Genomic DNA, 18,786 nt, shown 5'->3' on the forward strand with positions numbered 1-18,786 from the left:
ATTTAACTGGCTCACTCAAGATCATTTTTAGCATCCCAATTACAGAAGTCACAACCGCTCATGTCAAATTTTTTGTTTCCTACTCTTCGAGGATAACTGGGATTATATTTAATTGCAAGCCCCTTAAGAAGGATCTGACTTGCAAAAAACTCCTGTACTGCCTATAACCCACATTCCGCAGATGTGGATCTGATTTTTTTATCAGTTGTGAAAACTTGGAAGCCAAACACTTTTGGGCTGAAATTATGCAGTGTTAGCGTTACAGAAGCTTGTTAAATTAAGCTAAATTAAGTAAGTTGAAATAATTGACTTTTTCTCACATATTCACATTGCTTTTTATTATGGTCAATCATTTTTTTTAAGCAAGGCAACTTATGCCAAGAGCAAATTATCTTGACTAATTAGGGCTTACTGAATAAGCCTAAAACCCTTACCTGAAAAGACTTTGACTTGTGTTCGGTGCCCATAGAGTGTAAGACTATGAGCTAAAATTAGTCAAAAGCCATGCACAGCATCACTTTCCTTCATGTACCGAAAACTTGACCCAACCCCAAAAGAACCTTCCAACTTTGACCTACTTGCACGAGGGACAATTATCAGAGAATAATCGTTGGGTAATCATGGCAAAAATAATTCCATGGGCTGAATTTGAAGATGAATATGCCCAAAAATTCACCTGTGCAACTGGAGCCCCTGCCAAATCGTTTCCTATGGCACGCTTGGGCATTAATAATCAAAGAAAGATTAGGAACTAGCGATGCAGAAACAGTAGAACAAATAAGAGAAAACCCATACCTACAATACTTCCTAGGTCTGAGTGGCTATAGTAATGAATCACCATTCGACTCATCCATGTTCGTTTATTTTCGGAAAAGAATAGGAGTCAACCTAGTCAATAAAATCAATGAAAAAATGGTCAAAGACCAGACCCAAGTACAGGGAGAAGAAGTAGAAAAAAAGTCATCAGACTGGAGTGAACCCAAAAACCAAGGAAAATTAATATTAGATGCAACCTGTGCGCCAGCCGATCTTAAATATCCGACAGACTTAGGACTATTAAATCAAGCCAGAGAAAATACAGAAAAAATCATAGACAGTCTACACAATCAAACTAAATCACCGTAAAAAAAGCCAAGAACCTATCGAAACCGAGCCAGAAAAGAATACCTAGCCATAGCAAAACAAAAAAAGCTACGACTAAAAAAAAGAAGAAAAGCAATTAAAAAACAACTACAATACATCCCAAGAAATTTGGCTAGTATAGAGCGAATGGGTGAGCTACAGTTATTAACCAAATCTGATTATAGAATGCTGTTAGTAGTTGCAGAAGTCTACCGTCAACAGTTGTCAATGTATAAAAACAAAGAACATAGTATTCCCGACAGAATAGTAAGTTTAAAACAACCACATATCCGCCCTATAATCAGAGGAAAAGCTGGGAAATCCGTTGAATTTGGGGCAAAACTCTCAGCCAGTTGTCTCCAGGGTTACGTATTTTTAGACCGAATTAGTTGGGATAACTTCTACGAATCAGGAGACCTTAAAAGACAAGTAGAAGCCTTTAAACAATTTACCGGATATTACCCTGAATCAATTCATGTAGATCAGATATATCGAACCAAAGAAAATAGAGCTTGGTGCAAAGAACTCGGCATTAGAATTAGCGGTGTTCGTCTAGGAGGAAGACCTCCCAAAAATCCGAGCAAAGCAATCAAAAAACAAGCTCAATCAGACGAAAGAATTCGTAACTTAATTGAGGGGAAATTTGGAGAAGCTAAAAGAATATTTAGCCTTGGTAGAGTGATGGCTAAACTTAATAATACTTCTGAAACAAGCATCGCAATAACTTTTCTGGTGATGAATCTTTCTGCCATGGTAAGGCAGGCTTTTTGGCTTTTTTTCGGTCTATTTCATAATAAAAACCTTTGGGATGTTTTTTGGCTCAAATGATTGGCAAAAGCTATGTTTTGCCATCACAAGATTGAGAAAACTTATATTGCCGAGGCATTCTCAAATTCACTCATCTTTCTAAATGCTGTTTTCTGACTTTTTCAGCAAGCCCTAATTAATGACAATTATTGACAACTATCTACACCTCGAACTCAATCGTTATTCACTTGAAAACATTAAATAGTATTGACAACAATACTCTCCTAAATGTCGCAAGATATCTTGAAGTTCTTTGGTTAAATTACTGACCTGCTTTGCTCCATTTATTGTCACTAAATGCACCGCCTGAAACATCTGAAATATCCAGCGCATTGTCGGCTTATTGGTCAATTTCTTTACCTGATTTTTCACTTGCTAGTTGGTAGCTGATAATTGTTGTCTCAATTTCCTTTGTGCCAGGTTATATACTAACAAACACAGTCCCATTATCATTCCAATTGCTTCAACTCGCTCCGGCTTTTTCACGAATACACTCGAAGTAAAAAATAAAGGATCTTTGATAAATCTAAATCCTCTCTCATTACTTTGCTGCGCTTTGTATTCCGATAATACCTCTGAATTACTCACTGCTTCAGTATCTAAGATATAGCCTTTCTCAGAAATATGAGGTACAATAACAGCAGTGTGTAAACCAGTTAAAAATATTTGATGATGTAACTTGACCCAACGCCAACTCTATGGCTTTGGCTAATTCTTGATAATTATAGCAATCCTAAATCATTTGTGTAATTCTTGTAGGGGCAATCCGACCCCTACTCCCCGTGGTTGCCCAATCTCAGAGGGCGGGCACTCTTGGCACCGCCCCTACATATCTGTATTAATCATTTAGGATTGCTATAGGTGTCTCGATCGAACGGAGAATATTTTTAAGCTTTGACCACAGATTTTCAATTGGTGAAAAATCTGGTGAATAAGGAGATAACAATATTAATTTTGCCCCTTTTTTTTCGATAGCTTTTTTCACTTCGTCTCCCAAGTGAATGGGACAATTATCCATGACTACACAAGCCCCTTTCCATAGTTTTGGCACAAGTTTTCTGATAATAAAAGCTTCAAATGTAATTGCATCAGTTCCGCCTATTAGATTAACCGATGTCAAAATTTCAGACACTGATATTGCTCCAATTATTGAGACATTTTGACCACGTTTAGTTGGCTTTGACCCCTTGGCTCTCTGACCTTTCAAAGCTCTAGCATATAATCTAACCATTGCCAAATTAACTCCAGATTCATCAATGAATATTAAGTCTTTCAAACCTTACTTTTTAATTTTTCCCCAGAACTCACATCGCAGTATTTGCACTCGCTCTGTGCCTTTGCCTGAAGGGAATAGAGTCTTTTTTTGACGGTAATATCTAAGAGTTTTATCATTCTTGCTATTGTCGATATACTAACAGAAAATCCAATTTTTCCATAAAGTAAATAACGAAGTTCTTCAAGAGTGGCATCATTATTTTCTTCAATCAATTTCCCCAATATGAGTAGTTGCTCTGCATTCAGTTTGCCTTTGACTCCACATCGGTCAGTTCGGGGAGTAATATTTTTTGTTTCACGATATTGTTTAAGCAATTTTTGTACAAAGCTGAGGGCTACAGAAAAACGCTTAGCTATTGCTTTTTGTGAAATCGGTTCAGTATGATAAGTATCAAGAATTTTTTGCCGAAAATCAATCGAATACGTTTTCATTTTTCACAATGTATGAAGAGGAGTACAAGTAAACGTGTTGTGAGTCAACTTCTTCGTGCTGTCAGAACAATGCTATTATGTGTTATATCGCTTCCGCTGGGCTTTACTGAACCATATAATTATAGTTCATTCGATCGTGTCTTATCTGTTTGATCCTCATGAGTAAGTGTCAGTAACATCATACCTCATCTTTCTGAGAAAGGCTATAGACTTCTCCTCAAACATGAGTTCGACGGTGAATCCGACGGGAATTGCGATTTCAACCAAGTCTATTTCAGCCAGAATGTGAGCTATTGTGGAAGAACCTTCTGCACTTTCTTGAGCCTTTCCTTAATAGCAAGCAGAATTGGGATGTTAGAAAGAAAATCGTATAGACTGTCTGTCGATGTTCGCTTCTGCAAATCTGTGATGCCACGAGTTGATAAAAATTTGCTCCCGAAGTAAGTATTTGCTGTTTTTCAAAGATTGAGTTATTTTAGTAGTATCAACATTTTTATTCTCAACAGATTCTAGAAATAAAGTCATGAACGAAGAAGAAAAAGAAGCAGAATATATTAGAATATACAACAGTAGAAAACAGTTGTGGTTGGAAGAAGTGCTGAGGCGCTATGAGGCTGGGGAGAGAGACTTTTCTTTGATTAAAGTGAAATTGAGCAACGAGCAATCTAAGGAGCGCTACTTAAGTGGAGTGAACTTGAGTGGAGCTAACTTCAAGGAAAGTGACTTACGATCCCTGGTTTTTTACGGAGAAGGAATCAATTTTAGTGGCTCAGATTTGAGCGACCTCGACTTGGCCTACGCACATTTTGAAGATGCGGATTCGAGTGGGGCTAACCTGAGCGAAGCTTGTCTGTGGCGAGCTAACTTTCGCAGAGCGGATTTGACTGGGGCAAATTTCAGTAGAAGTGACTTACAGGAGACTGGTTTTCACATGACTAATTTGAGTAGATGCAAATTTAGTGGAGCCAAAATGATTGACACCGGGTTTGGTTTTTGTGACTTAATTGATAGTGATTTTAGGGATGCTAAGTTTCAAAATGGGGTGGGTTTTTATAAGTGTGACTTGACGAGAGCTAACTTCTTTGGCACTGACTTTAAAATAAGTGAAGTTAACAATTACCAACCTGGAACTGTTGTTTTCACAGACGTTTACTTTAAAGATACTATCATGCCCGATGGCGCTATTTGGAATAGTGTAATCCCGGGAGTAGAATAGCTTTTTTAAAAGTAGTATTATTAAGAGTGTAAATAGATAGAGGTCGAAAGTTATGAACGCTGAAGAATTGCTCAGACGCTATGCCGATGGCGAGAGAGATTTCTCGGGAATTAGCTTAGTCGATGCCAATGTAGCAAACACGGACTTGAGTGGCATCGAGCTCAGTGGCGCTGATTTGAGAGGTGCTAATTTGAGAGAAACTAATCTCAGCGGAGCGCATCTAGCTTCTTGTAACCTGAGCACTGCTAATCTCAGTCGCGCTAACTTAAGTAATGCTTGCTTAGAAGAAGCTGACCTCAGTGATGCTGACTTACAAAGGGTTGACTTGGAAGGTGCTAATCTCAGTCGCGCTAATTTGTGGGGAGCTGATTTGACGGATGTTTATTTGATTGATGCTAATTGTACCTCAGCAAATTTTAGCATGACATACCTGGTTGACGCTAATACTAAAGGTGCTAACTTTCAGGGAGCACAGATAGATACCGCTATTTTCCAAAGGAAAAAAATGCTGTTTACAGATATCATCAATCGTTATGCGGTTGGGGAGATAAATTTCAGCGGCTTGAGCATAGAGAGTCCCAATTGCAGCCGGGAACGCAGGTCTTGGGATCTCGGACAATTAAAAGGATTGGATTTGAGCGGTATTATTTTGCGTAATAGTAATATCCAAGAGCTCGGCCCCTACATGAATGGAGTGATTTTGCGGGGAGCTGACTTGACTAGGGTTGATTTCGATCAAAGCAATTTTGAAGGAGCAGATTTGAGCAATGCTATTTTGCGCGAAACTGGTTTCTTCCAATCAGTTTTTGACCATGCCAATTTGAGTGGAGCCGACTTGACGGGAGCTGGGTTCTCGGAGGATAGTTTTTTCTGTGCTGATTTCAGTAAAGCCAAATTTAATAAGGCAGGAATAAGCAGCCTTGGTTTTATCTGCAATAATTTCACTGAGGCAACCTTCAAGGGAGCTATGTTACATAGTGTTCATTTTGATGAAGCCAAGTTGACCAGAACAGACTTCCGAGAAGCCGACTTCGGGGTGAAAGATGATCGTGTTTTCGGGGGCGACTTCCGAGATTGCCATTTTGAAGAAACCCTCATGCCCGATGGCAGCGTGCGGAACAATAGCTAAAGTAAATAAATAGACTTCCCTGATGGGAGGTTGTTGACTTATCACTCAATAGGAAGTTGAGTAGGTCATTTAAGAGGAGAGTTATGAAACCAAAAGAGTTAATTGAATTGTACAACGCAGGAGAGCGAAACTTCGTCGGTATTGATTTAAAAAATGCCTATCTGAACTGGCCTTGTTTGATAGGTATCAATTTCAGAAATGCTGATATGAGGGATGCAAAATTGGGGACACAAACTCGCTTAATTGAGGCGAATTTTAGCAATGCCAATATGGAAAATATTTTTCTACAATACGCCTTCCTAATTAATGCCAACTTGAGTGAGGCGAATCTAAAACAAGCCCACTTAGCTGGTGCTGATTTAACGGGTGCTGATTTAACAGGTGCTAATTTAATGGGTGCTGATTTGACAGGTGCAATTTTGATAGGGACTAATCTTACTGACACTAATCTCATTGATATTAAAACGACAAAAGATACTATTTTTTGTCAAACTATCATGCCAGATGGTCAGATTCAAACTGACCCAGACAGAGTGACTGACGCTCAAGAATTGCTCGGACGTTATGCTGAAGGAGAAAGAGAGTTTCGAGATATAATTTTACATCAGGTTGATTTAAGTGGTGTTAATCTATGTGGGGTTAGCTTCTTATGGGAGACACGATTGAGCCAGGTCAATCTGTCCGGTGCTAATTTAACTAATTGTAATTTTAATGGGATTAAACGAATAGTTTTTAGTGATTTTAAAAACGCTAAGTTAATCAACTGTGAATGGCGCAATCCAGAAATAATTTACTGCGATCTTAGAGGTGCATATTTGGAATTATTTGATATGTATGCTCCTGATTTTACCGGAAGCAACTTTGAGGGTATTCAAGATTTCTTGAGTATTGAAGAAGATATGTATTTCTGTAACACAACTTGGGTAACTGGAGAGTTTATTCCTGGCCCGATCAACTCGAGTGAATGTTGGCGGGAACGCCCGCGAGGGGAAATTATTGATGAATTTTGAAGAAGTTGTCGTGTGGGATACATCTATTTTAAAAAAAGCAGGACTTACGCAGCATTGAGGGAACTATAATGATTTGAACATTGAGATATCTCCCCAATCTATTTCATAATAATTCTGCGTAAATCCAGATCGAGCCGGACTTAGGGAGGGGGAAACTGGAAATCGCTCTGTTTTTTAATTCGCTTCCGAACATTTTCAGGAATATTTGACAAAAAGTTAAAAATTTTGTCAGAACCCTGAGTATTCAAAAGATTTTCAAGCTGATTAATAGAAATCTTCCATGTATTTGGTCTTCGCCATTGTTCGGCACTTGTTATAGGATCGCGATTTTCACCTAACAGTTGATTAAGTGGATTTTGGACTGCTACTTTCCCGCTCCAGTCCGTGTAAGGTTCTGGTACGTTAGGCGTAATGTACGTGTAACTGCCAAGAATATCTTGTACCCCAAGACTTGATTTGTTGGAAACTAAGATTGTTTTCCATGTCCACCCAGGAATGCGAATTCCGTTAGATTCTAAATTTGTAGGATTTGTATTTCCCTGATTTGGCGCTTCCGTAAGTGCTTCTGGTGCTCGAGTTTTTGGCTGGATAGACCAATTCTGTTGTTTAGTATCAAAAACACCAGCAGTAATATAGAGTTGTTTGTCGTAATCAAAGATTAGCTGTTCAACTAATTTTGATTCAATTCTAGACCAGGCAGGCGAAATGTCTGGATCCAATCTACCTCCATTATTGCGATTGCGGAAAAGTCGGTTATTGTCTATTGCTTGCGGGATTAAGTTTGTACTCATGTAGGTAGAAAGAGCATCTTTCTCATTTCTGTTTCTATCTTTGTCAGGGATAAGATGGCCTTTATCTAGACCTGTACCCCGATAAATTTCCCCGTCAATTCGAGGCCAGCTTGGGAAGTTAGGACTACCAGGTAAGTTGGGGTCAACTATAAACTGATCTCCCGTACGACCTTTAAATTGCTGACTCCAAGTTTTGTCAACTTTCCAACTTACCCAGTTAGGTAATTTGGTGACAGCATTATAAGATGAGGCATATTGTGGCTTCTCAAGTAGCAAGTTAGTTTGATAGGGATTTTCATTAGGTTTGTTGAAGTCCCATCTGGCTTCAGTTGGATTGCCCCACTTCAGATAATCGCTCTTAAAGAAAACATTGTCCAGGTAAACGGATTTACCCCCTGCTAGCTCAAACTTGACAATAGCTGGTTGCCCTCGATACTGTTTTGTCAGATCGTTTCTAATTTGCAAGTTAAGTTGGAAAGTTTCAAAACCTTCTTCACCAAACTTGACTCTATTCTGATTATTTAAGTACGCCATCGTAAGCTGAGAACTATCGGTCATATCAGTGGGTATTTTAATAGCTGTTGCTAGATCTATTTGTTCTTCAATTTTAATTTTTCCATCAAGGCTTTGAAATGTTACATTTAGTAATCCACTACGGTTTGGAGCGTGTATATCGAACCGTAAATTTCCCCAATCAGGTGCAATAAAGCGATTGTGTGTGATGTTTTCACCAGCTTTTAATTCAAGTGCGTAGTTAGGTTGAGCTGGACTATAACCTACCTGCGTCCTGTAATTGCTAAGACTAGGAATCGTACTCCAATCTACCAACCTATCTGTAGGAGAAGGGATATTTGAACCACCACCATGAAAAGACCAACCAGGAATCGCAGTAGACAAAGGAGTTCGAGTCACTCCCTTTGGATCGAAAACAGCATCAAAATTCCCATTAAACAAAGTAGGAACCGCCGCGTCTCCCCGCATCCTGGCATCATAAGTGTTGTCAAAATCAACCGGGATACGCTCTACATTTGTTTTGGGGCGCGAACTGTAACCGCCACCCAGAGCCGAATAAAACCAGCCCGTACCAATCCCTTCCCAAGGAGCAGCATCTGCACCGTGTTGGAATTTGCTTTCCGGCGTATACCAAGGGCTAACCCGAGCCGGGCCTGTCACAACACTATTGTTAAATGAAAAGTTTTTATCGAACAACTGTTCTCGATACTCATCGCCTCGCCGACGAAATACAGGATTAACTTCTAAGTTTTGATCGGACGGAAAGTTAGTTGGAAGCAAGTCGGATGTTCCTCCGTACCAACTCACAACACGTCCGTGTACGCCTCCCGGTATAGGATCTGTCGTAAACCCAGCACGGCTGTTATTGTAACCTGGGTTATTTTTATTAGTTCCCAAGAAAACCGACAAATCCGGTTCTCCTAACAGCTTACCATTAGGATTGGGATTGTCTGACCTCCAACCTTCTCGCGGAAACTTAAGTCCTGGGGCTGTTCCCTTCTCAGTAGACGGTAGATTTGGAATATTGCGACCTGCCGGCGTAAGTGTACCGCTCAATAAATTCGGGACTGTCTGATAGTAATTGTCCGCAAAAGTAACATTTTTCCATACCTGAACTTTGGGTTCGCGGAAATCACCGAAATTTTTGGTCACAACATTTAGCGACGGTTGGTTGAAATCATGGGGGTCTAAAGTTGTCATCTGAAGGTCGCGAGTACCAGAGTTGGGTTTGCCGCCAGCATCAGGAAAATGAGTACCCAAACGCTGAATAATTTCGCTGTTAACAACTGTACCCCGACTGAAACCAACAAAGTGCAGCGGTGAATTGAAAACTGCACCTTGTTTGGTAGGGCTGGTTTTATTCTTCAGCACTCCATCCAATTGCACGAGGGAAGTAAAGAAAGCATCTGCTGCTGCTTCTGTGAAGCCGGAATCAGGAACTGCCGACTCATTATTTTCTGACCAGTTATTTAGCAGAACTAATGGTTGTTTTTGGGCAAGGTATGGAGCTATATAAGTTCCCAGCTTTGTGAGATAGTTTGGGTCAGTTTTGGGATTCAAGCCTGCTTGGAAGTCTGGGGCTACTGCACCAAATTTGTTGACAGGAACCCAGTAACCGGTAGGCAGGTCGTACTTCATCATTAAACCGCCGCCGTCGATACCTGCATTGGCAATGCTATTACCCATTTGGTAAAACTCTGAAGGAATTCCCGGCTCATTGAACACAGGAGGTTTAAAGCCGTGGGTCAGCACGGTGACGCTGCTGAAGGTATTGTCACCGTTGAGGGCTGGCGGTAGCGGCGTCCAGAAATTACCAAACTCCTCGTTGCGTTTTCCTTCTTTATTCCAAGCTTCAACTGCCCAATTATACTTCTGGCCGGCAGTCAGTTTGAGACTGGGAGGAAGTGTAAAGCTGGTATTGCTTCCCTGAGTAAATGTTTTGCCGCCATCGAAAGTCCACTTGCCGATATTGGTGCTATCTTTCTGCCAAGTTGCAGTTAAAATGCGGTTGGGATTGAAATCGTTTTCTTTGCGGTAAGATGATGTATTCCAAGGTTTTGTCAGTAAATCTAACTGCTGCGGTTTGCTCAATCCTTGGTCGAAGAGAAATTTGTTACCGTTAGGGTCGGGTAAATCAACTACTTTATCCCAAGGCAACAGTCCCTCACCTTCGTCAAACACGCTGACGAAGAGATTAACTTCTGTAATGTCCTGATTCGGTGGACTGTCAAAACTCCATTGGAACTTTGGGTTAAGGGGATTTTCTGAACTCTTGCTAGTACCTATCGGCTCTTTCAAATCCAGCCAATCTAGCGGTGTCGCCGCCAAACCGCGAGGGTTAGTCACAGAAACGGGAGCTTTCTTACTTCCCGGCGGCACGCCGTAAGTATATTGATTGTTCGCGTCGGTCAGAATCTGAAAATCAGCAGCAATACTAACCGCTGGATTAATATTATCAATTGGAATCGCCGCCAAGTCAGCAACCGTAGCATTTCGTGCTGTAGCGCTGTTGAACAAAGGCAGCCCGACACCCCGACCTTTAGCATCAATTTGAAATTGACCGGGGTTGGTCACAGTTCTAATGAATTCCTGAGTGTCAAAGACATACACTTTGCCGTTCGCACCGCTCAAATTCGGATAGGAAGCATAGAGGTACTTGCTGTCACTAGAAAGCACTAAATCAGTAGCAAACCCGTTGGGGATTGGTCGAGTTGCTGCTACTAATTGCGGATTCGTCAGTGGGTCTTTGATAATGCCGATATTGCTCCCGGCCCGCGGGTCTCCATCTATGCTGGGTATTTCCTGACCGAAAAATTTTGTATCCGCATTCCGACCCACAACAAACGCATAACTAGCATCCGGTAAAACTGTTACCGAAACTCCCTCATTCACATCGAAGTAATCAAAAGTTGAACCCAGCCCTAAACTTGCATAGCGAGTAGTAGCAGCAAAACTTACGGGGTCGTTATTGGTAATATCCAGTACCCCAAATCCTTTGCTATCTTTGCCGCTGTTTGTAAATGTCATTTTCAACGGATTGACCGTAGCAGCTAATCCTTCTAATCCTTCATCGGCTGTTATATTTGCGATTAATTGATTCCACTTTTTAGGGTTCTGACTGGGGTCGCTGGGTCGGTCTTTGGGGTCGATGTTAACGGCGTAAATCTTGCTGTTTATCCCATTGGGCGCGGTAACAAATAGCTTTTTGCCGTCGCTGCTAATTGCCATCTGTCGCAAACCGCTAGGCGCTGCACCAACTGTAATAGTTTGGGTAACTTGGTGATATTTGGATGAGAACGGGTTGATATCGAGAACGTAGATGGAATTGCCGCCAGCTTTGCCGTCAGCGATGTAGGCGTATTCGTCGCGGGGGTCTATGACTATCGATCGACCTTCTGCACCGCTGGGCAAATTTATCGGATTGATACCAGCGGTATTCGGCTGAGTATCTATCTGTTGCCGCGTCATCGGATCGACTACAGCAACGCGCCCAGAACGATCCATTACTACGTAAGCGCGGCTGCCGTCACTGGTTACAGTTAGTTCTCGCGGGCGATCGAGTATATCATCCGTGCCTACAGAAACGCTGGCAACCGACAAGTCGCTGCTATTAGTAGCTGCGACGACTGATTTGGGATTTGCACCGTTAATAATTGCAACTTTATCTGCTGTCCACTGCGCGGCAAAGATGTATGCTGTATTGTTTTCTATTCGGTAAGGACTGCTATCGTATTTAACTTCTTTTGCTGCTTCTGAAGGCTTCGGGCTGACTTTTTCGTTTTGCTTGCGGCTGATGACGATGCGGGATTCACCTAACGGTACGGTGTTGGGAACTTGAACTGCGATTTCAAATTGATTGTTTGCCAATTTGCGACTTTTGTCTGTCAAAACTGTTGCTTCGTAAGACTGTTTACCGACTAAAAATTTTACGGTTAAGTCGCTGAATCGACTGCCTGCGGGGTCGCCAAAATTGTCAACTAATACATTGGTAGCCGTGATGAAGAGAACGGGTTGATTGTTGGGAAAAGGTTGATTGTTGCTGTCTGTAAACTTAAGTTCGGCGTTTTGGATGATGGGAGGTTTTTTAGGATTTGAAGCTGTTGGTGCGAGTAGGGATGCGCGTCTTTCGCCGATTAAAATATCTTTGTCTGAGTAGTCGAGATCCCTTTCGCCTATAAATTCTCCAGTCAGAGCATCCAGTGCGCTATTTTTTTCGGGGGGGGTAAAATCTGTGTTGGGGAAGCTCTGAGTCAAACTAAGGGAGTTAGAACAACTGGCGATGTCTTCAGCGCTATTGTTCTCATTGGCTGGAAGTAAAGCGAGTGTTTGTTCTGGGATGGTGTTGGCGAGCGATCGATTATTGAGTAAGTTTTTGGTATCAATCTCAAATTCTGAGGCGAGCAAATTCTGAAACGGATCTTGAGTGTTAAAAGGTGAAGCTTGAAAAGGTTTCATGTTTGATTTGCGTAGATGCGAGTGAGCTGTTGAATTTTGGTAGTTTCAAACTAACTAATTGATGCGCTTCAGACTTCGTTCAAGAGGAATGTGTGGATTCCGATTTGAGCGAGTTTTTAGTGCTTTATTGTTATTTATTTTCCAAAATTTTATTGAAAATAATGTTCCCGTATTTTCGGAACCCAGTCAATCACGGAAATTACTGAGATTTTCAGTCTGGTACTGAAAAACTGGCAGTGTCGGCAACAACTTAATACCAGCCCATATGTGAAACTTGCTGCGCTTGTTAGTTTGTTTTACTGATAAATTGTGATTCAATTGTTAAAAGTTTACAGATTCTTTATGAAAGTAATGTAAGTTACTCAGTAATCATACTTAAATTGTTCTAGGATTTCATTTCAAGCCTACTCAAATTTACTGCCTTGAAATTACGGAACAATGTTGTTCCTTTCTTCATAATAAGGAACGAAAATTTAATAATTTAAACAGCTCCTACAGTCCTCTGTCCTATAAGCTGGTTCGTCAAAGGAGGCAGAGTGTCGCCTATCTGCGTCACCAGGTAGAGCGAAAATAACAAGCAAATTGCTTAAGTGATTTAATTGCTATTTCTAAATGAAAGAATTCGCTGACACGTAAACATCAGAACGCCCTTGAAAGTAAAGGTTTGCAGCTTCTACAGCATAAGTCATGTAATCGCGCGTGATGTCGCTTTCGGCCATCGGCTCTCCGTCACTGCTCGGATATTGAATTTCTACTTGTTCGACTTGAGTTAAAATTGTCATTGTTCAATTTCCCTCAAAGTTAATTAATTTAATCTCTGCTAAATCAGCTTTTTAAGGTTCGATCGTTCGGACTTCAGTCCTCATCAAATGAGAGAGGGCTGAAGCCCAACAACGTACCTCACCTATCTGAGAAAGGCTATATATCGTGGCTCCTGGACTTTCCGACTTATCAGACCGTTTGCAGATATAGAGGATTTAAACTTTATTAATGCCTCTTTCTAGAATAATCATCTCCGAACCAACAACCGGACTTCTAGCTATTAACTTCCCTTCCAAATTTGCAATTTGTAACTTGCTAAAATCCAGCGAGTTAGCTTCTTTCCACATTTGACGGGCGAGCTGATTTTGCTCTACATCGCTGAGTTTGTACCAATCTTCAGCGACTTGGACAGTCAAAAGACCGATCGAGAAATCAGCATCAACAGACTTAACTAAACCGCCGCCCAGGCGATTTGTAATCTCAGCAACTTGAGTTTGAATCGCAGCAATCAGAGACTGTTCCGGCGTCAGCGGTGGCGGAATAATTTCTACAGGTTCTGGTTTTTTGGGCGCCGCTAAATCGGGCAACTTGCTTTTAAATTTAGCGGGTGTAGGCTCAGAATTTGCGATCGCCTCTGGGGATTTCGCTGTTGGCGGCGCCACAAAATCGTCAAAGGTGGGGGATAGCTGTGCTGCTGGGATAGGCGCTTTTGCTACTTTCTGGGGCGGTTTTGCCGAAAAACTGTTTACAGTTAAACCGATCGCAACGATCAGAATTGCAGCTAAGGAGGCGTTTAAAATTGGATCGGACAGCTTGGCGTTCGCAGATGCAGGTAGGAGCGATCGCACTAAGCGCACAATACTTTGCCACAGTACACCGACTTTTGCTAAAAAACTACCGCCCGCAGGTTTAGAGACAGGCTTTTTATCGAATTTTACCGCAGCTTTTTGCGGGGGTACGCTGTTAACTTCCGCGATTTTCTCATTTGTGGGAACAGCGCTGCTCGCATTTTTAGCTGTACTGGGAGTCGCCGCCGACTTTGCTGGCGAGTCTACCTCCGGTGTCGGAGATTCAGACGGTTCTGGAGTTGGTTGATTTAGTGGTTCTTCTGACATTTTCTCTGCCTTGGAGCGTTACAAATATATCTAAACAGGATAAATTTTAGGTGAGCCATCTCATCCCTAATTTATCATTTAATTAGTTCTACCCAAATTTCTCATGAGCATCAAACGCCGTCACTTTCTAATTTTAGGCAGTCTGGGCGCCCTAGGTTGGGCAGGAGTCTCGAAAATGCTTCAGCTTCGGACTTCCTGGGGTAAAGACGCCAATGCTGCTGTGCCTTCTAACCTTGAGGCCCAAAGGGCGATCGTCCCATTGCCGGCCTCACCGCCTATTTTACGCTTTATTTCGCTGGCCGACACCGGCACCGGCGCTGAAGGTCAGTATGCTGTGGCTGAGGCGATGGCGCAATATCACCGGGAAAATCCTTTTAATCTGGCTGTTCTCGCCGGCGACAATATCTACAATAACGGCGAAATTGAAAAAATTAATGCTGTTTTTGAGAAGCCTTATCAGCCGTTATTGCAGCAAGGCGTAAAATTTTATGCTTGTTTGGGAAATCACGACATTCGCACTGCTAACGGCGACCCGCAAGTTAAATATCCGGGTTTTAATATGCAAGGTCGCTACTATACTTTTCGGCGCGATCCGGTACAGTTTTTTGCGTTAGATACTAATGATAATGCGGATTGGAAAAATCAGCTTGCTTGGCTGGAGAAAGAGTTGAGTCAAAGCACTGCACCGTGGAAAGTTGTGTTCGGCCACCACCAGATTTATTCCTCTGGCGTGTATGGATTGAATCAACCTTTTATTAAGACTTTGACGCCTTTGTTTAAAAAATACGGCGTGCAGCTTTATATCAACGGACACGAACACAGTTACGAACGCACCCGTTCGATTGACGGTACGACTTATTTAATTTGCGGTGCTGGCGGAGGCACTCGTCCGGTGGGGCGTTCTGAGTGGACGGAGTTTTCTGCTAGCCGCCTGAGTTTTGCGACGTTTGATGTCTATGAAGACCGGATGTTTGTCAGTGCGATCGGTACTGACAAGCGGGTTTTTGACCGGGGAGTGCTAAAAGTGCGATCGGCTTAATCAGATTATATTCAGGAGCGAACAAAATGAATAGGGGTTGTAGAGCCAATAAAACGGGTTTTGTTTTAGAAGCAACTGTAGAAGGTACGTTGAGAGGTCAACGGCATCCCCTAAGTCTATCAAAACCGCATAAAATAGCCAACTAGCCCAGATTTGGATCTGGATTCCGTTGAGCGAACCTGTCCATAAATAACTTAAATTTAAAACTCTCTTTACTGTACAAAAAATCTCTTCAATTCGCCAGCGTCTTTGATACAAATCTGCCACTACATAGGGGGGTAATATTTTAGGTTTTCGGACACTTGTTAGATAAGAACGCCAGGATTTATTTGAGCGAACTTGTACTAATCTTATAGTCCAATACGGTTTACTTAAGGCAGATCCCCCCTAACCCCCCCTTAAAAAGCTACGGTGTACACACAAGTCGAGTTGGAAATCAGATGACGGAAAAAAACGGAAATTTATTTTTTTAATCCTTGATTTCCCGTCAACCATTATCAATAAGCTAAAACTCTCGATCAAAAGTTCGCTACTCTCAAAACCTTGCCTACGTCAGGTTGTGTCAGACATAGCCAGGTTTCTAGGAGTTGTGTGTACACCGTAGCCCTTAAAAAGGGGGGGGACAAGAAAGCTCTTAAGTCCCCCTACAACCAGGGGGATGCGAGGGGGATCTCCGGGGCATAAAAAGTGTTAAGTAAACCGTATTGCAATATAATTAATTAGTGGAATACAGGCGATCGGCTATTTAGCACTTCACATGAAATTTGCGGTAAAGCATCGCCTCTACTGGCTTTCCTCCCCGCAAATGTTGCTCAGTTATTGCCGCAACTTCTTCAGCAGAAATACCGCTATACCAAACCTCTTCTGGTAGTACCAACACCATCGGCCCGTTACCGCACTGTCCCAAACAACCGCTAGCAACAACTTCAACTTCAGAAGGTGACAATTGTTTAAAAGCTGCCAGTACCTTTGCTGTACTTTGCTTGCGACAAGTGCGGTTTTGGCAAACAAGAACTTGCCTCGAAGATTCTTTGATTTTCATGTTTTTTTACTTGACACTCGGCTGAATATATGCTATTTTTTTATCATGGAAATAGGTGTGGCCATATATACTCTAATTATAAAGTGAGCAAGGCGCACGTGGGGGATTATTCAGGTACACCACAGGCACCCGATATTAATCTGATGATAAACCTTTTGATGCCAACCATTGGCGATCGAGCTACATAAATCTGGGATGAATCCGCTAACCGCAGATACTTTTGAAACAAACACTGATAGACGCAGATAATTTCCCAATGATTGGTGAGTTTGACAATCTTATCTGCGCTACAAGCGTTTTCGGGATTTTTGGACTGCGCCAGACCAATCTCGATACACGTGTGCAACGTGCCTACTCATCTGATGATAAACCTTTTGATGCCAACCATTGGCGATCGAACAAACGCGACTGATACCGAGCTCCACCGTCGCAAAGTACCGTCACAATCCTATGTCCCGGCCCCATTTGCTTCGCCAAAGCCACAGCAGCCCCCACATTAATCCCAACAGAACCGCCCATAAATAAGCCTTCTTTCCTCAGCAATTGGTAAACCACGCGGACAGCTTCAGTATCATCAATTTGGATAGCATCATCTACCGGGGCATTCTCCATATTTGCAGTAACGCGGCTGGTACCAATTCCCTCAGTAATCGAACTACCTTCAGTCTTAATTTCCCCAGTTTTGAAATAACTGTAAAGCCCGCTGCCCATCGGGTCTGCCAAGACACTTTTAATCGCGGAATTTTTGGATTTCAAAAACATTGATACACCCGCGAAAGTTCCACCCGTACCCGTTGCAGCCACCCAGGCATCAACTTTCCCATCGGTTTGTTCCCAGATTTCCGGGCCAGTTGTCTCAAAATGAGCTTGGCGATTGGCTAAATTGTCAAACTGATTTGCCCAGACCGCATTCTCCATTTCCGCAGCCAATCTTCCCGACATTTTGACATAATTATTCGGGTCTTTGTAAGGAACAGCAGGAACAGTCCGAACTTCGGCGCCCAAGGTTTTCAAAGCATCAATTTTTTCTTGTGATTGGGTATCAGGAATCACAATCAAACACTTGTAACCTTTAGCGTTGCAAATGTGTGCTAAACCGATGCCAGTATTGCCGGCAGTGCCTTCAACAACAGTTCCCCCCGGTTTCAGCAAGCCTTTTTCTTCAGCGTCTTTGATGATGTACAAAGCAGCCCGGTCTTTGACGGAACCGCCGGGATTGAGAAACTCTGCTTTGCCGAGAATTTCGCAGCCGGTTTCATCGCTGAAGCTGTTTAAGCGGATGAGGGGAGTATTGCCGATAGTGCCTACAAAGCCGTTTTTGATATCCATATTTTTTGATTGTTTCTATACTATATAATTCTGACAATAACTTTGATATTTCGTGCTAGCAGTTTACCAAATTTTGCTCATATTTAGCACAAATCCCGGCAAAACTGGGTCGCCACTGACTGTCACCGGATTCTCCAAGCATTCCTCGGTCAAACCCGGACGGTAAATGTAAACTCTGCGATTTTTGCGATCGATCAGCCAGCCCAGCCGCACTCCTGGTTCTCTCATATATTCTTGCATCTTTTCTTGTAGTGGCTCTAAGTCCTCAAAATCTGGTCTGAGTTCAACTACAAAGTCAGGGCAAATTGGGGCAAATTTTTCTTGCTGTCCTTTTGATAAAGCATTCCACCTTTCTAGTTTAATCCAGGAAGCGTCAGGCGATCGCACGGAGCCGATCGATAAAGTAAATCCCGTACAAGAAGCAAAGCCAACGCCAGTTCCGTCTTCCTCTGTCCAAATGCCCAGTTCTCCAGTTAAAATAGCATTGCGGTTGCTGCTGATTCCGCCAACAAGAGTCAACAATAGTATTTCTCCTCGCTGGTTGCGTTCAATTTGCAAATTGCGATTGATTTGACAGAAGTCGAAAAACTCGTCCTCTGTCATTTGCAATTCTGGTAGCATTCGCAATACGATCGGAGATGACAGCATTTGGCATTTCCTCAAATCTAAATTGTTCTGACAAGATAGCAAAACTTATTGGTTGGTAGTGAGGACTTCAACCCTCAAAAATCTGGAAGGACTAAAGTCCT

General features: G+C 42.2%; 12 protein-coding genes and 3 pseudogenes. 5 read left to right on the forward strand and 10 right to left on the reverse strand.

Annotation, left to right across the window (positions count from 1 at the left end):
- The first annotated feature begins 526 nt into the window (after positions 1-526).
- Positions 527-2,032: pseudogene (locus QZ938_RS27500) on the forward strand (IS5 family transposase).
- A 513-nt stretch (positions 2,033-2,545) separates the two neighbouring features.
- On the opposite strand, the pseudogene QZ938_RS27505 reads toward QZ938_RS27500, so the two are convergent.
- From QZ938_RS27505 to QZ938_RS27515, 3 genes and pseudogenes are all read right to left on the reverse strand, one after another.
- A pseudogene (locus QZ938_RS27505) lies at positions 2,546-2,650 on the reverse strand (IS630 family transposase); the annotation flags it as partial.
- 117 nt (positions 2,651-2,767) lie between these two features.
- Positions 2,768-3,205: a transposase gene (locus QZ938_RS27510; RefSeq protein ID WP_293354820.1), complete on the reverse strand. Its 438-nt coding sequence runs from the start codon at positions 3,203-3,205 to the stop codon at positions 2,768-2,770.
- The gene (locus QZ938_RS27515) at positions 3,202-3,636 is read right to left on the reverse strand and encodes a transposase (RefSeq protein ID WP_293354817.1); all 435 of its coding nucleotides are present in this window, start codon (positions 3,634-3,636) and stop codon (positions 3,202-3,204) included. Before QZ938_RS27515 ends, QZ938_RS27510 begins: the two co-directional genes overlap by 4 nt.
- A 523-nt stretch (positions 3,637-4,159) precedes the next feature.
- On the opposite strand from QZ938_RS27515, the gene QZ938_RS27520 reads away from it, so the two are divergent.
- The 3 genes from QZ938_RS27520 (at position 4,160) to QZ938_RS27530 (ending at position 6,991) form a co-directional block, all read left to right on the forward strand.
- A complete protein-coding gene (locus QZ938_RS27520) occupies positions 4,160-4,852 on the forward strand; it encodes a pentapeptide repeat-containing protein (RefSeq protein WP_293354814.1) in 693 nt (230 codons plus the stop codon).
- A 52-nt stretch (positions 4,853-4,904) separates the two neighbouring features.
- Positions 4,905-5,981, forward strand: a complete 1,077-nt coding sequence (locus QZ938_RS27525; RefSeq protein WP_293354811.1) for a pentapeptide repeat-containing protein — start codon at positions 4,905-4,907, stop codon at positions 5,979-5,981.
- An 83-nt stretch (positions 5,982-6,064) separates the two neighbouring features.
- Positions 6,065-6,991, forward strand: a complete 927-nt coding sequence (locus QZ938_RS27530) for a pentapeptide repeat-containing protein (RefSeq protein WP_293354808.1) — start codon at positions 6,065-6,067, stop codon at positions 6,989-6,991.
- Positions 6,992-7,131: 140 nt separating this feature from the next.
- Here QZ938_RS27530 and QZ938_RS27535 read toward each other — a convergent pair whose 3' ends face one another.
- From QZ938_RS27535 to QZ938_RS27545, 3 genes are all read right to left on the reverse strand, one after another.
- Positions 7,132-12,750, reverse strand: a complete 5,619-nt coding sequence (locus QZ938_RS27535) for a DNA/RNA non-specific endonuclease (protein WP_293354805.1) — start codon at positions 12,748-12,750, stop codon at positions 7,132-7,134.
- Positions 12,751-13,358: 608 nt separating this feature from the next.
- The gene (locus QZ938_RS27540) at positions 13,359-13,532 is read right to left on the reverse strand and encodes a hypothetical protein (RefSeq protein WP_293152810.1); all 174 of its coding nucleotides are present in this window, start codon (positions 13,530-13,532) and stop codon (positions 13,359-13,361) included.
- Between the two features lie 195 nt (positions 13,533-13,727).
- A complete protein-coding gene (locus tag QZ938_RS27545; RefSeq protein WP_293354802.1) occupies positions 13,728-14,627 on the reverse strand; it encodes a hypothetical protein in 900 nt (299 codons plus the stop codon).
- A gap of 103 nt (positions 14,628-14,730) precedes the next feature.
- On the opposite strand from QZ938_RS27545, the gene QZ938_RS27550 reads away from it, so the two are divergent.
- Positions 14,731-15,666, forward strand: a complete 936-nt coding sequence (locus QZ938_RS27550) for a metallophosphoesterase (protein ID WP_293152816.1) — start codon at positions 14,731-14,733, stop codon at positions 15,664-15,666.
- A 99-nt stretch (positions 15,667-15,765) separates the two neighbouring features.
- Here the strand turns inward: QZ938_RS27550 and QZ938_RS27555 are convergent.
- The 4 genes and pseudogenes from QZ938_RS27555 to QZ938_RS27570 form a co-directional block, all read right to left on the reverse strand.
- Positions 15,766-16,023 (reverse strand): annotated as a pseudogene (locus tag QZ938_RS27555) (transposase); the annotation flags it as partial.
- Between the two features lie 388 nt (positions 16,024-16,411).
- The gene (locus QZ938_RS27560) at positions 16,412-16,708 is read right to left on the reverse strand and encodes a (2Fe-2S) ferredoxin domain-containing protein (protein ID WP_293152819.1); all 297 of its coding nucleotides are present in this window, start codon (positions 16,706-16,708) and stop codon (positions 16,412-16,414) included.
- A 351-nt stretch (positions 16,709-17,059) separates the two neighbouring features.
- Complete coding sequence (locus QZ938_RS27565) at positions 17,060-18,037, reverse strand: cysteine synthase A (RefSeq protein WP_293152825.1); 978 nt, start codon at positions 18,035-18,037, stop codon at positions 17,060-17,062.
- 63 nt (positions 18,038-18,100) lie between these two features.
- Positions 18,101-18,685 (reverse strand): Uma2 family endonuclease, encoded by a 585-nt coding sequence (locus tag QZ938_RS27570; protein WP_293354799.1) that lies wholly within the window; start codon positions 18,683-18,685, stop codon positions 18,101-18,103.
- Positions 18,686-18,786: the final 101 nt, after the last annotated feature.

This window comes from Microcoleus sp. CAWBG27, assembly GCF_020883145.1.
In the GTDB taxonomy this organism is placed as follows: Bacteria; Cyanobacteriota; Cyanobacteriia; order Cyanobacteriales; family Microcoleaceae; genus Microcoleus.